This window comes from Cedecea sp. Ae19-4 (assembly GCF_059801165.1).
Genome location: NZ_JBCHWG010000001.1, coordinates 2508053 through 2521626 on the forward strand (window position 1 = coordinate 2508053; position 13574 = coordinate 2521626).

Here is a 13574-nt window from a genome sequence, read left to right on the forward strand (position 1 = left end):
AGTCAGCCTTTACGCAGCGGCTCATTTTTCATCAGCAGCGCGAGGACAAAGCCCAGCACCACAACGCCCGCCGAAATTATAAACACGGAATGAATCGCTGAGCCAAAAGCCTGCAGATAATCGTTACGGATCGCTACGGGCAGTTCGTGTACCGCCTGCGCGCCAAGCTGGCGCGGCAATTGAGTCCCCTCCGGGATCAGCGTCTCAAGATTACTGCGCAGCACGGAGGTAAAAACCGCGCCAAACGCAGCCACGCCAATTGAACCACCGATGGAGCGAAACAGCGTCGCGCTTGAGGTCGCTACCCCGATAAGTTTTATTTCCACGCTGTTCTGCACGGCCAGCACCAATACCTGCATCACCATGCCGAGTCCCAGCCCTAAAAGACCAACGTACAGATAAAGCGTGGTCAGCGGCGTCTCCAGCTTTAGCGTACCGAGCAGCGCCATCGCGATAAAACTTAACAGCGTTCCGATAATGGGAAAAATGCGGTAGCGGCCTATTTTACTGATGATGCGCCCGCTGATGATTGAGGTCAGGATAAGTCCCCCCATCAGCGGCAGCATTTGCATCCCCGCCTGGGACGGCGTTGAGAACTTTACCACCTGCAGATAAAGGGGCAAAAAGGTCATCGAGCCAAACAGCGACATGCCGATAATAAACCCAATCAGGCAGCTCAATAAAAAAGTACGGTTGCGGAACAGGTGCAGCGGGATCATCGGCTCAATCGCCAGTCGCTCTTCATAAATAAAGCCAATGAGCGCCACGACAAAGAACGCAAAGATGCACCACAGCTGCGGATCAGTCCACGCCATGACCGTGCCGCCTTCGCTGGTGAATAAAATCAGGCAGGTCAGAGAAATTGTCAGGTAGCCCGCGCCAAGAAAATCAATTTGATGCCTAATTCGCGCCGTCTGGGATTTCAGCACCGCGCCGATAACCAGCAGGGCAAAAATCCCCAGCGGCAGGTTGATATAGAAAATCCAACGCCAGGAAAAATGTTCAACCAGAAAACCGCCAATCAGCGGGCCAATGACCGTCGCCAGGCCGAAAACACCGCCAAAAAGCCCCTGATATTTGCCGCGTTCGGCGGGCGGGATCACGTCGCCCACCGCCGCCATGGTGACCACCAGCAGCCCGCCGCCGCCCAGTCCCTGGAGCGCGCGCATTAAAATAAGCTGCGTCATGTTTTGCGCGAGGCCGCACAGCGCGGAGCCAAGGAGAAAGACCACAATCGCCGTTTGCAATACAACTTTGCGCCCGAGCAGGTCGCCAAACTTGCCGTAGAGCGGCACGACTATCGTGGAAGCCAGTAGATACGCAGTGACAACCCAGGAAAGCCTGTCCAGGCCGCCCAATTCACCCACGATAGTCGGCAAAGCCGTAGAAACGATGGTTTGGTCCAGCGCGGCCAGCAGCATGACGAGCATAAGCGCCGCGAACAGCAGGCGGACGGAGGTTGTTTGCGGCGAGCCAGATGAAGCAGTTTCGGTCGTTGTCATGGTCGTTTTCATTAAGGGGAATAAGTTCGCCCTGGCGATTTGCTGAGAGTGTAAAGATACCTGCTTAACCGCCGCCTGAATTGCATCCAAACTCTGAAAAGCGCGATTAATCCGTTACTGGCAAATTCACCCTGTCGCCTCGGGTCGTTGGCTGCGAGATAACAAGAAATTCAACCTCGTTATCGGAATCATTGCGAGCCTGATGTTTTGCCTGCGGCGGAATCGGGATCCCCTTCCCCGCGGGCACAACGTAGCGCTCGCCTTCCAGCTCCATCGTCAATGCCCCGGTTAACACAAAAAAGAATTGCTGCGCCACGGAATGGTAGTGCCTTTGTTCCGTCCGCCCCGGCGGCATACGTTCATGAATCACGCTCAAAGCAGGATCTTTTAACAGATGCCATCCATCACAGTCTGTTCCCCACAAATAGTGTTCCGCATTTTCTTTTGAAACGATCATCTTTCCCCCCTGTTCAGCGAAAAAAATTAATAAAATTTAGCGTAAGCAAAAATACTTATTTTTAGACAAAAAATATCACTAAAAATGCGATATATCTTAATGTTTTTAATGAAGTAAATAAGGGATCACCCACACCTAATTAAAGTTCAAAAAACAGACAACTGTCACAATTTTGAGACACTTGTTTTCATTTTTAATTTGGGAGTACATTAGCGCCGTCCGGGTAAGGTTTTACCTCCGAATACCAGATGAAGCGGCACCCTAAAAGCAGTTTGCGGCTTCAGCTTATTATGTACCTGTTGAGATGCGCGTCAGCGCGGAGCGATGTGAAGTGAAATATTTTCTGATGGGTATTTCTGTGATTGTTGTGTTGTGGGCCGGCACCTTCTTCCTGATGGTTGAATAAGCCTTCACAAACAGCAGCGCAAAAAGAACAGGAGCCAAAGGGCTCCTGTTTTCGTTTCATTATTCGGCGTTTTCCGCCGCGTTTTTCGGCAGCGGTGGCAGCAGCCCGTCAGCCCTGAACATCGCCTTAATACCGCGCACGGCCTGACGGATACGATCCCGGTTTTCAATCAGCGCGAAGCGAACGTGAGTGTCACCGTAGTCGCCGAAGCCAATCCCCGGTGAAACGCAAACTTTCGCTTCCTGCAGCAGCTTTTTGGCGAACTCCAGCGAACCCATCGCCGCGTAATGTTCAGGAATTTTTGCCCAGACGTACATGGACGCTTTCGGGCATTCCACCATCCAGCCCGCTTCATGTAACCCTTTTACCAGTACGTCCCGACGGCGTTTGTATTGCTCTGCGATATCACGCACGCACTGCTGATCGCCTTCAAGGGCAGCAATCGCCGCCACCTGCAGCGGCGTAAAGGTGCCGTAATCGTGGTAGCTCTTGATACGTGCCAGCGCGCTGACCAGTTCCTGGTTACCGACCATAAAGCCGATCCGCCAGCCCGCCATGTTGTAGCTTTTTGACAGCGTGAAGAACTCAACGGCCACGTCGCGCGCACCGGGCACTTCCATAATGGAAGGCGCTTTCCAGCCGTCATAGACAATATCGGCGTAGGCCAGATCATGAATCACCAGCACGTCGTACTGCTTCGCCAGGGCAACAACCTTCTCGAAAAACGCCAGCTCCACGCACTGGGCGGTTGGGTTAGACGGAAAGCCGAGGATCATCATTTTCGGTTTCGGGTAACTTTCGCGAATCGCCCTCTCCAGCTCGGCAAAGAAGTCCACGCCTTCCACCAGCGGCACGGAGCGAACCTGCGCCCCGGCGATCACCGCCCCGTAAATATGAATTGGGTAGCTTGGGTTCGGCACCAGCACGGTATCCCCGTGATCCAGCGTAGCCAGCATCAGGTGCGCCAGCCCTTCCTTCGAGCCAATGGTCACAATGGCTTCGCTTTCCGGGTCGATATCCACGTCGTAGCGATCTTTGTACCAGCGAGAAATGGCGCGGCGCAGACGAGGAATGCCTCGCGAAGTGGAATACCCGTGCGTGTCTTCACGCTGGGCCACGGTGCAAAGTTTCTCGACGATGTGCGGCGGTGTCGCCCCGTCCGGGTTGCCCATGCTGAAATCAATAATGTCTTCGCCGCGGCGTCGCGCAGCCATTTTCAGCTCGGCAGTGATGTTAAAAACGTAAGGGGGTAAGCGATCGATACGCGAAAAACGACGTTTTGGACTGGAGTCAGCCATAAATTCCTCAGAGTAACGTGAGCGCCCGGACCGTCCGAGCGACGCTGCCACGTGATGTGGCCTGTTTTGAAAATAGCCTGAATAAAAATCGCCTGTCGAGGGGGAAATGAAAATATTTTTTCCGCGGCACAAAACGGGAATTTTCGAATGAAATACATCACTATTTCATTTAATAATTCAGGCATACATTAACCAGGTAGCAACAACTCAGTAACTTATTCTCTGAAAGAGGGCGTCACCTATGCACCTGGACATTAACGATCTGCCAAAAGCTATCCGCGAGATAAAACAAAAGCTGCGCCGCGATCTGCCCCACTATCAATCGGCGTTTACCGAACTTGAAGCCAATATTCGCCAGCAGATCGAAACGATCCGCGAAGAAATGGCGCGCGGCGAGAACCCTGTTCCGCAGCTCGACGCCGACGACATTCTTCAGGGCCGCGTGAGCGAGCAACAAAAAGCGCTGATTCGCCAGCGCGGCTGCTGCACGATCCGGGGCGTTTTCCCGCAGGAACAAGCTCGTGGCTGGAATGAAGAGATCGGCAATTATCTGGCACGAAATCATTTTGTCGAACGCCTGAAAAATGCGGCGGAAGACAACTATTTCGGCACGCTTGCCGACAGTAAGCCGCAGATTTACGGCATTTACTGGTCTAAACCACAAACCGAAGCCCGCCAGCATGAGCGTATGAAAGCGGTGCAGGTGTTCCTCAATAATCTGTGGCAAACGGAAAGCCACGGCAGGCAACACTTCGATCCAAATCGCGTCGTTTCTTACGCGGATCGCACTCGCCGTCGCCCGCCCCGCTCAAGCTCGCTGGGGCTTTCTCCGCACGTTGACGGCGGATCGGTTGAGCGCTGGCTGGACGAAAACTTCCGCCACGTTTACCGCCACGTATTTTCCGGTAACTGGAAAGATTACGATCCGTTTGCCGCCGAAGGCAGAACGGAAGTAAGGGAGTTCCCGTCCCCTGCGGTTTGTTCGATGTTCCGTACTTTCCAGGGCTGGACGGCGCTCACGCCCCAGCGCAAACACGGTGGCACGCTAAATTTGCTGCCGGTGGCGAATGCCATGGCCTGGATCCTGCTGCGGGCGCTGCAGGACGATGTACCAGAGGAATCGTTGTGCGAAGCTAAGCCAGGCAGAGCATTATCCATTAACAAAGAGTGGCATCCCCTTTTACTGACTGGGATTTCCTCAATTCCCGATATGGAGCCGGGCGATACCGTTTTCTGGCACTGCGATGTGATTCATGCCGTCGAGAACGAGCACCTCGGTGAGTTCGATAGCAACGTGATGTACATCGCCGCCGCGCCGTGGTGCGAGAAGAATGCCGGGTACCTGCCGCGCCAGTGGGACGCATTTGTTGAGGGTAAAACGCCGCCGGATTTCGCCGCCGATGATTTTGAGGTGGATTTTGCTGGTCGTGCGACCACGCAGGATTTGACGCCTGCTGGGCGGGAACAGCTTGGCGGGAAGTAATGATCCTCACCCAGGCCCTCTCCCTGGAAGGGAGAGGCAATCAACCATGTTCCTCGTCACCTATTTTCTCCCTGCCCCTTTGCGGGGAGGGAGTAGACTGCATGCTGTTGTGACCTGGTATTTTCTCCCTCGCCCCCCTGGGGAGAGGGTCGGGGTGAGGGGTGTCCTCAACTGGAAACCCCCGCCAAATTTCCTTATCATTGGCGCTTCCCCTCTGAGCCACGCGAGTGACCCGTGCACGAAATTTTTACTATGCTGCTGGCGGTGTTCGATCGCGCGGCGCTGATGCTTATTTGCCTTTTCTTCCTGATTCGAATTCGTCTGTTCCGCGAATTGCTGCACAAAAGCGCCCATACGCCTAAAGAGCTGCTGGCGGTCACCGCTATTTTCTCAATGTTTGCGTTGTTCAGTACCTGGTCAGGCGTGCCGGTTGAAGGCTCGCTGGTCAACGTGCGTATTATCGCGGTGATGTCCGGTGGGATCCTGTTTGGCCCCTGGGTGGGGATTATTACCGGGCTTATCGCCGGGACACACCGCTACCTGATTGATATCGGCGGCATCACCGCTATCCCCTGCTTTATCACCAGCATCCTGGCCGGGATAATGTCCGGCTGGATCAACCGCAAAGTGCCGAAAGAGAAGCACTGGCGAGTCGGTATCATCGGCGGCATGCTCTGTGAAACGATGACCATGATTCTGGTGGTGCTCTGGGCGCCAAGCACCGCGCTGGGCCTTGATATCGTGTCCAAAATCGGCGTGCCGATGATCCTCGGCTCGGTGTCAATCGGCTTTATTATCCTGCTGGTGCAAAGCGTCGAGGGCGAGAAAGAGGCCAGCGCCGCCCGCCAGGCCAAGCTAGCGCTGGATATCGCCAACAAAACGCTGCCGCTGTTCCGCAAGGTTAACAGCGAGTCGCTACGCCAGGTTTGCCAGATTATTCGCCACGATATCGATGCGGATGCGGTGGCCATTACCGATACCGAAAAAGTGCTGGCCTACGTCGGGCTGGGGGAAAATAACTATCACGAGAACGACCAGGCTTTCAGCCCGCGCACCCGTCAGGCACTGAAAGAGGGGCGCATCATCATTCGCAACGATGACGAAGCCTGGCGAACGCCGGAAATTCACTCCTTAATCATCATCCCGCTGTGGGAAAAAGGCGTGGTGACCGGCACCCTGAAAATCTATTACCGCCATGCCCACCAGATCACCTCCACGCTGCAGGAAATGGCGGTTGGCCTGTCGCAGATTATTTCTACCCAGCTTGAGGTTTCCCGCGCGGAGCAGCTGCGCGAAATGGCCAACAAAGCCGAACTCCGGGCGCTGCAAAGCAAGATAAACCCGCATTTCCTGTTCAATGCGCTGAATGCGATATCCTCCTCAATCCGTATGAACCCGGACACTGCCCGCCAGCTTATCGTCAACCTGTCACGCTACCTGCGCTATAACATCGAGCTGAACGACGACGAGCAGATTGATATCCGCAAGGAGCTGTATCAAATCAAGGATTACATTGCCATTGAGCAGGCGCGCTTTGGCGACAAGCTGACGGTGATTTATAACATTGATGAAGAGGTCAACTGCCGCATTCCCAGCCTGCTTATCCAGCCTCTGGTGGAAAATGCCATTGTGCACGGCATTCAGCCCTGTAAAGGTAAGGGTGTGGTGACGATAAGCATTGAAGAGAGCGGCAACCGGGTGCGCATTGCCGTGCGCGATACCGGCCACGGGATCGATCCTAAAGTGGTCGAGCGCGTGGAGAATAACGAAATGCCGGGGAATAAAATTGGCCTGCTGAACGTGCATCACCGAGTGCAGTTGCTCTACGGCGAAGGGCTGATCATCCGCCGCCTGGAGCCGGGGACCGAAATCGCCTTTTACGTGCCGCGCTATGTCCCCACCGCCGCGCCGCGCCCACTGGAAGGGAGAGAAGCATGAAGGTCATTATCGTAGAGGATGAGTTTCTGGCGCAGCAGGAGCTGAGCTGGCTCATCAAAAACCACAGCGACATGGAGATTGCCGCCTCTTTCGACGATGGTATGGATGTGCTGAAGTATTTGCAGCATCATGAAGTGGACGCCATTTTCCTCGACATCAATATTCCGTCGCTGGACGGCGTGCTGCTGGCGCAGAACATCAGCAAATTTGCCCACAGGCCGTTCATCGTGTTTATTACCGCCTGGAAAGAGCATGCGGTGGAAGCTTTTGAGCTGGAAGCGTTTGACTACATTCTGAAGCCGTATCAGGAGTCACGCATTATTGGCATGCTGCAAAAACTCGAGGTGGCTTATCAGCAGCAAACCTCTCAGCCTGCCGCCAGCCATGAAAACCGCGACGCCACGACGATTAACCTGATCAAAGACGAGCGAATTATCGTCACCGACATCAACGATATTTACTACGCGGAAGCTCACGAGAAGATGACCTTCGTCTATACGCGCCGTGAGTCTTACGTCATGCCGATGAACATCACCGAATTCTGCAGCCGCCTGCCGGAGAGCCATTTCTTCCGCTGCCACCGCTCTTATGTGGTGAACCTGAGCAAAATCCGTGAAATAGAGCCGTGGTTTAACAATACCTATATTCTTCGCCTGCGAGATCTCGATTTTCAGGTGCCGGTGAGCCGCAGTAAGGTGAAAGAATTCCGGCAGCTAATGCGCCTGTAGAGAAGGGAAACTGGCGGGCGCAATCGCAGTGCGCCCGCGCGGTATTACAGGACGTGGCCCAGCGTCTGACGCAGGTGAGCCCCGGCGCCCAGCAGCCCAGGCTGATCGTGCACGATGAGATAAACGGGAATATCCTTCACGAACGCTTTGAAGCGGCCTTTGTCTTCAAACCCGCCGCGGAAGCCCGAAGCCTTAAAGAACTCCAGGAAGCGCGGCACGATACCGCCGGCGATATACACGCCGCCAAACGTACTCATGTTCAGCGCAAGGTTGCCGCCGAAACGCCCCAGGATCACGCAGAACAGCGACAGCGCGCGGCGGCAGTCGGTGCAGGTATCGTCCACGGCTTTTTCGGTGATGTCCTTCGGCTGGTAGTTTTCCGGTTCACGGCCATCGGCCTTAACGATGGCGCGGTAGAGATTCAGCAGACCTGGCCCGGAGAGAATGCGCTCGTTGGAGACGTGCCCAAGTTCATTGCGCAGCTGCTCCAGGATAATGCCCTCTTCTTCGCTGTTCGCCGCGAAATCTGAGTGGCCGCCTTCGCCCGGCAGGCTGATCCAGCGTTTGTCGACGTGCACCAGGTGAGAAACGCCCAGCCCGGTGCCCGCACCGTACACCACCACCGGTTTGCCTGCCACAGGCTCGCCACCGCCGAACTGAATCAGATGCTCTTTTTTCAGCGCCGGGATGGCCATGGAAACGCCGGTAAAGTCGTTGATAATTTCCAGATGATCGAAGCCCAGGTTTTGCTTCATTTCGGCGGTGGAAAATGCCCAGGTGTGGTTGGTCATTTCCACCCAGTCCCCGTTTATCGGGCAGGCAATGGCCACACAGCCTGACTGCACGCTGATATTATGTTCTTTGAGGTAGTGCTGAATCACCGCTTCCAGGCCTGGAAAATCAAGGCCGGAGTAAGTCTTTGCCTGTGAAATATCACCCGTGTTCAAATCGCATAGCGCCAGACGTGCATTGGTGCCGCCGACATCTCCCACCAAAGCATATTTTGTCATTCTCAAACAGCTCCGCTAAAGTCAGAATAAGTTCTGGCAACACTGTAAAATTAGCCAGCCGAAACAACAACGACCATCATCCAGGTGCGGCGCGATTGTTGAACCAGGTCACATTCTGGCTTTACCGTTTCAGCTCTATTTGCAATGCGGCTTAAGACTTTCCGTTTTTGCGCCGTGCGACTTCCTATTGTAAGGATTGACTATGCTCCATCCGCGAGCCAGAACCATGCTGGTACTTTCCATTCCGGCTCTGATTATCGGCGTCTTATCCAGCCTGGTATTAATTGTCGTTATGAAGGTTGCCGCTGCGCTGCAGGAATATCTGTGGGCCACGCTGCCAGCGGCGCGCGGGTACGATCCCCAGTCCCCGTTTTGGATACTGCTTATTTTGACCCTGACCGGCGTCGCGGTTGGGCTGGTTATCCGCTATTTGCCTGGCCACGGCGGGCCCGATCCCGCGACCGAACCGCTTATCGGGGCGCCCGTGCCAACGATGGCTATTCCGGGCCTGGTGATGGCGCTGGTGATTGGCCTTGCCGGTGGCGTGAGCCTGGGGCCGGAGCACCCGATTATGGCGGTGAATATTGCGCTCGCGGTGGCGCTTGGCGCCCGCGTTTTGCCGAAGGTCAGCCCGCTTGACTGGACTATTCTCGCCGCGGCGGGCACCGTCGGCGCTTTATTCGGCACGCCGGTGGCCGCGGCGCTGATCTTTTCGCAAACCCTGGGCGGAAATAATGAAGTCCCGCTGTGGGACAGACTGTTCGCGCCATTGATGGCCGCATCCGCCGGGGCGCTGACCACCAGCATTTTCTTTCAGCCGCACTTTGCACTGCCGGTTGCCAGCTACCCCGAAATGCACATTGAAGACCTGTTCAGCGGGGCGGTTGTCGCGGCTATCGCCATTGCGATGGGCATGGTGGGCGTCTGGTGTCTGCCAAGGCTGCACCGCCTGATGCACCAGCTCAAACATCCGGTGCTTATACTCGGTGCAGGCGGTTTTTTGCTAGGCCTGCTGGGGGTAATCGGCGGTGAGGTGACAATGTTTAAAGGCCTGGATGAGATGCAGCAGCTGGCTATCGCCGATTTCTCCGTGTCGTCGCTGCTGCTGTTTGCCGTGGTGAAGCTGGCCGCGCTGATTATCGCTGCCGCCAGCGGTTTCCGGGGCGGGCGTATTTTCCCGGCGGTGTTTGTGGGCGTGGCGTTAGGCATGATGCTGCACCAGCACGTTGAGGCGGTCCCTGCCGCGATTACCCTCTCCTGCGCCGTCCTTGGCATGGTGCTGGTGGTCACGCGCGACGGTTGGCTGAGCCTGTTTATGGCGATGGCCGTGGTACCGGACGTCAAACTCCTGCCCTTGCTGTGCATCGTGATGTTGCCCGCCTGGCTCCTGCTGGCGGGTAAACCGTTGATGATGGCCGGGCGGCCAAACCGCTAATTAATGTTCCATTTCCGAGTTGCGTTTACCCAGCGAGGTGGTGACCGCTCTGAGCAGCTCGGGAATGTCCTGCTTAGGCAGCACCACTTCCACCAGCGCCAGCCTCTCCGGGCTGGCCAGCTTTTCCAGCACGGCAGCAAGCTGTGATGTTTCCGTGACACGCCAGCATTCGGCCAGGCTATCCACGTTCATTGCCTGCGGCAGGCGGGTCCAGTCCCACGCGGCAATGTCGTTGTAGCGCTGTTCCGGGCCATGGATCGCGCGCTCAACCGTGTAGCCATCGTTATTCAGCACCATGACCACCGGCTTCTGGCCGTCACGCTGCATGCTACCCAGTTCCTGAATAGTCAGCTGGGCGGAGCCGTCGCCTATCAGCAAAAGCACACGCCTGCTCGGCCATGCGGTTTGTGCGCCAAATGCCGCAGGCAGCGTAAAACCAATCGATCCCCACAGCGGCTGGACGATAAAGGTCACACCTGCGGGCAGCGTTAAGGCCGCGGCACCAAAGGCCGCCGTGCCCTGGTCGGCCAGAATGATATCGCCAGGCTGTAAGGCGTCCTGCAGGGTTTGCCAGAAAGCGTGCTGGTCCAGCCGGTCGCTGTCGCAAACGGGAAGCTGCGGTGGCCTTTGCGTGGCCTCCGGCCAGGACGCAGCCTGTTGAGCACACAGCGGCTGCAAAATGGCGATGGCCTGCGCCATCGGGATCCCGCTAAACCAGCGCTCGCCTACCCGCACCGCCTCCGGCTGAACCTCAATTGTCTGCTGCTGACTTAGCTTCTGGCTGAAACCGGCGGTGATGGTATCGGTAAACTTCACACCCACGCAGATAACCAGCTCCGCGCTCTCAATCCCCTGCTTCACCAGCGGCGGACTGGCCGCCCCGCTGTAGGTGCCCAGAAAACCAGGCTGGCTTTCATCGAACAACCCTTTCCCCATCAGCAGTGAAGCGTGAGGGATGGGCGTGCTCGCCATCCACTGCTGGAGCGTTTTTTGCTGCCCATAACGCAGGGCCAGAAAATCGGCCAGCAGCGCTACGCTTCGGCTTTCGGCAATTTTTGCCTGCGCACAATGACGAAACGCTTCCAGCGTTGCCGGTTCAGCCACCGTTTCAGGAGCCATTAGTCGTTTTGAAGGCCGCGTTGCTGGCGCCTCCGCCACATCGCTCGGCAATAACAGGTAACCGGGGCGCTGCTGCTTGAGCGCTTCAAGAATTACGCGATCAATTTCGCTGCAGGCATTGGCGGGGGTGAGCGAAGCCTGTGTCACGGAAACTTCTTCGGCAATACGCAGGAAATGGCGGAAATCCCCGTCGCCTAATGTGTGATGAAGCAGTTCACCGCGCTGCTGGGCGCGGCTATTGGGCGCGCCAACAATATGAATGACAGGAAGATGTTCGGCATAGCTGCCCGCTACGCCATTCAGCGCGCTCAGTTCGCCCACGCCAAACGTGGTCAGCAGCGCCGCCGCGCCTTTGCAGCGGGCATACCCGTCGGCGGCGTAAGCCGCATTCAGCTCGTTAGCGCAGCCCACCCAGGCAAGCCTCGGATGCGCAATCACGTGATCCAGGAAAACAAGGTTGTAGTCACCGGGGACGCCGAAGAGGTGCTCGATCCCGCCTTCGTTAAGCCGGTCAACAAGATAGTCTGCCACACAGTAGCGCATAGGATTTTCCTTCTATGAGGGCTTGCTGTGAGTATTAAGTAACCGGGATCGGTGTCGAGAATATATCCGATTTAAGGGGTGGCACGTGGAATTTACAGTGAAATACGGCGTATTCTGGGCTGTGAAAACGTATACACTGATTTCTCTGTTACCTGTAAGGATGACAATAATGACCTGGCAGCCCAACCCTGAACGCTATTCGTCTATGGAGTACCGTCGCTGCGGCCGCAGCGGCCTGAAACTGCCCGCCATCTCCCTTGGCCTTTGGCATAATTTTGGTGATGAAACGCTGCTGGAAACCAGCCGCCAGCTGCTGAGAAAGGCTTTCGATCTGGGCATTACCCATTTTGACCTTGCCAATAATTACGGGCCACCGCCTGGGTCAGCTGAAGCCAACTTTGGGCGCATTTTGCGGGAAGATTTTCAGGCCTGGCGCGACGAGCTGATTATCTCCACCAAAGCGGGTTACACCATGTGGGACGGGCCTTATGGCGACTGGGGTTCACGCAAATATCTGATTTCAAGTCTCGACCAGAGTCTGAAGCGCACGGGGCTGGAGTATGTCGATATCTTTTATCACCACCGCCCGGATCCTGACACGCCGCTGGAGGAGACCATGCGCGCCCTCGACCATGTGGTGCGCCAGGGCAAAGCGCTGTATGTCGGGATCTCAAACTACCCGGCCGATCGGGCAGAGAAAGCTATTGATATCCTGAACGATCTCGGTACGCCTTGCCTGATCCACCAGCCGCGTTATTCCCTGTTTGAGCGCTGGGTCGAAGGTGGCCTGCTGGATCTGCTGCAGGAAAAAGGCGTAGGCAGCATCGCTTTTTCCCCGCTTGCCGGGGGCCAGCTAACCGACCGCTATCTGAGCGGCATCCCTGCAGATTCACGCGCTGCCAGCGGCAGCCGTTTCCTGAACCCCGATCAGATTACGGCAGAGAAGCTGGCAAAAGTACGGCAGCTCAACGCGCTGGCGGAGAAACGCGGGCAAAAGCTGTCGCAGATGGCGCTGGCCTGGGTACTCCGCGATGAAAAAGTGACTTCGGTGCTTATTGGCGCGAGTAAAACCAGCCAGATAGAGGACGCCGTGGGCATGCTAAGCCAGCGCCATTTCAGCGAACAGGAACGAGCAGAAATCGAGGCGATCTTAGTGTAAACGTTTAACTTTCCCTCCGGGTTCACGCCAGTGACTTGTGCAATAAGTGCTATGGCCGATGATTTAGGAATTGTGTAATTCATCAGCCCGGTTGTCGGTTTGTAAGATTGTGTTAACAAGCCGCAACACGGCTCTGAGAACCAGGGAGAGAAAGTATGTTCAGGTCACTAATGCTTGCCCTTGCCTTACTGGCCGCGGCGCCGATGGTCGCAAACGCGGGTGAAATCACCCTGCTGCCGTCGGTGAAATTACAGATTGGCGATCAAGATTATCGCGGTAATTACTGGGACGGCGGCAGATGGCGCGACCGTGATTATTGGCACCGCAATTATGAATGGCGCGATCGCGGCTGGCATCGCCACCGTGGCTGGGATCGAGGCTGGGACCGCGGACGGAATAGCTATGAACGCGGCTATCGCGAAGGCTGGAACGACCGCGACGACCATCGCGGCAGAGGCCACGGACACCGTCATTAAATAAAAAAGGGCTGGATAAT

At 56.1% G+C, this 13574-nt stretch carries 12 protein-coding genes; 7 read left to right on the forward strand and 5 right to left on the reverse strand.

Annotated features, from left to right (window positions below):
- Positions 1 to 2: 2 nt before the first annotated feature.
- Both AAIE02_RS11860 and AAIE02_RS11865 read right to left on the reverse strand, forming a co-directional pair.
- On the reverse strand, positions 3 to 1502 hold the full coding sequence (locus AAIE02_RS11860; RefSeq protein WP_008459635.1) for an MDR family MFS transporter: 1500 nt from the start codon (positions 1500 to 1502) through the stop codon (positions 3 to 5).
- Positions 1503 to 1608: 106 nt separating this feature from the next.
- Positions 1609 to 1959, reverse strand: coding sequence for a cupin domain-containing protein (locus AAIE02_RS11865; protein WP_008459634.1), 351 nt, complete (start codon positions 1957 to 1959; stop codon positions 1609 to 1611).
- 346 nt (positions 1960 to 2305) lie between these two features.
- Here AAIE02_RS11865 and ypdK point away from each other — a divergent pair, with 346 nt between their 5' ends.
- A complete protein-coding gene (gene ypdK / locus AAIE02_RS11870) occupies positions 2306 to 2365 on the forward strand; it encodes a membrane protein YpdK (RefSeq protein ID WP_154188806.1) in 60 nt (19 codons plus the stop codon).
- Positions 2366 to 2424: 59 nt separating this feature from the next.
- Here the strand turns inward: ypdK and alaC are convergent, their stop codons facing one another.
- Positions 2425 to 3663: an alanine transaminase gene (gene alaC, locus AAIE02_RS11875; RefSeq protein WP_008459632.1), complete on the reverse strand. Its 1239-nt coding sequence runs from the start codon at positions 3661 to 3663 to the stop codon at positions 2425 to 2427.
- 241 nt (positions 3664 to 3904) lie between these two features.
- Between alaC and AAIE02_RS11880 the strand changes: the two genes are divergently transcribed.
- The 3 genes from AAIE02_RS11880 to AAIE02_RS11890 all read left to right on the forward strand — a co-directional run bounded on the left by AAIE02_RS11880 (position 3905) and on the right by AAIE02_RS11890 (position 7812).
- On the forward strand, positions 3905 to 5146 hold the full coding sequence (locus tag AAIE02_RS11880) for a DUF1479 domain-containing protein (protein WP_336983446.1): 1242 nt from the start codon (positions 3905 to 3907) through the stop codon (positions 5144 to 5146).
- A 234-nt stretch (positions 5147 to 5380) separates the two neighbouring features.
- Complete coding sequence (locus AAIE02_RS11885; RefSeq protein WP_034809573.1) at positions 5381 to 7084, forward strand: sensor histidine kinase; 1704 nt, start codon at positions 5381 to 5383, stop codon at positions 7082 to 7084.
- Positions 7081 to 7812: a LytR/AlgR family response regulator transcription factor gene (locus AAIE02_RS11890; protein ID WP_336706841.1), complete on the forward strand. Its 732-nt coding sequence runs from the start codon at positions 7081 to 7083 to the stop codon at positions 7810 to 7812. The genes AAIE02_RS11885 and AAIE02_RS11890 overlap by 4 nt, the downstream gene beginning before the upstream one ends.
- A 44-nt stretch (positions 7813 to 7856) precedes the next feature.
- On the opposite strand, the gene glk is transcribed toward AAIE02_RS11890, so the two are convergent.
- Positions 7857 to 8822, reverse strand: a complete 966-nt coding sequence (gene glk, locus AAIE02_RS11895) for a glucokinase (protein WP_166990770.1) — start codon at positions 8820 to 8822, stop codon at positions 7857 to 7859.
- A 202-nt stretch (positions 8823 to 9024) separates the two neighbouring features.
- Between glk and AAIE02_RS11900 the strand changes: the two genes are divergently transcribed.
- On the forward strand, positions 9025 to 10257 hold the full coding sequence (locus tag AAIE02_RS11900; protein ID WP_166990767.1) for an ion channel protein: 1233 nt from the start codon (positions 9025 to 9027) through the stop codon (positions 10255 to 10257).
- On the opposite strand, the gene AAIE02_RS11905 is transcribed toward AAIE02_RS11900, so the two are convergent.
- A complete protein-coding gene (locus tag AAIE02_RS11905) occupies positions 10258 to 11919 on the reverse strand; it encodes an alpha-keto acid decarboxylase family protein (RefSeq protein WP_498532579.1) in 1662 nt (553 codons plus the stop codon).
- Between the two features lie 169 nt (positions 11920 to 12088).
- Between AAIE02_RS11905 and mgrA the strand changes: the two genes are divergently transcribed.
- Together mgrA and AAIE02_RS11915 are read left to right on the forward strand one after the other, a co-directional pair.
- Positions 12089 to 13078, forward strand: coding sequence for an L-glyceraldehyde 3-phosphate reductase (gene mgrA / locus AAIE02_RS11910; protein ID WP_336819313.1), 990 nt, complete (start codon positions 12089 to 12091; stop codon positions 13076 to 13078).
- Positions 13079 to 13233: 155 nt separating this feature from the next.
- Positions 13234 to 13554, forward strand: a complete 321-nt coding sequence (locus tag AAIE02_RS11915; RefSeq protein ID WP_008459618.1) for a DUF2502 domain-containing protein — start codon at positions 13234 to 13236, stop codon at positions 13552 to 13554.
- Positions 13555 to 13574: the final 20 nt, after the last annotated feature.

What these genes read in the sequence shown, in the direction of transcription:
- AAIE02_RS11860 (WP_008459635.1), bottom strand. Translation starts at nt 1,502, where the DNA reads ATGACAACGACCGAAACTGCTTCATCTGGCTCGCCGCAAACAACCTCC.
- AAIE02_RS11865 (WP_008459634.1), bottom strand. Translation starts at nt 1,959, where the DNA reads ATGATCGTTTCAAAAGAAAATGCGGAACACTATTTGTGGGGAACAGAC.
- alaC (WP_008459632.1), bottom strand. Translation starts at nt 3,663, where the DNA reads ATGGCTGACTCCAGTCCAAAACGTCGTTTTTCGCGTATCGATCGCTTA.
- AAIE02_RS11880 (WP_336983446.1), top strand. Translation starts at nt 3,905, where the DNA reads ATGCACCTGGACATTAACGATCTGCCAAAAGCTATCCGCGAGATAAAA.
- AAIE02_RS11890 (WP_336706841.1), top strand. Translation starts at nt 7,081, where the DNA reads ATGAAGGTCATTATCGTAGAGGATGAGTTTCTGGCGCAGCAGGAGCTG.
- glk (WP_166990770.1), bottom strand. Translation starts at nt 8,822, where the DNA reads ATGACAAAATATGCTTTGGTGGGAGATGTCGGCGGCACCAATGCACGT.
- AAIE02_RS11900 (WP_166990767.1), top strand. Translation starts at nt 9,025, where the DNA reads ATGCTCCATCCGCGAGCCAGAACCATGCTGGTACTTTCCATTCCGGCT.
- AAIE02_RS11905 (WP_498532579.1), bottom strand. Translation starts at nt 11,919, where the DNA reads ATGCGCTACTGTGTGGCAGACTATCTTGTTGACCGGCTTAACGAAGGC.
- mgrA (WP_336819313.1), top strand. Translation starts at nt 12,089, where the DNA reads ATGACCTGGCAGCCCAACCCTGAACGCTATTCGTCTATGGAGTACCGT.
- AAIE02_RS11915 (WP_008459618.1), top strand. Translation starts at nt 13,234, where the DNA reads ATGTTCAGGTCACTAATGCTTGCCCTTGCCTTACTGGCCGCGGCGCCG.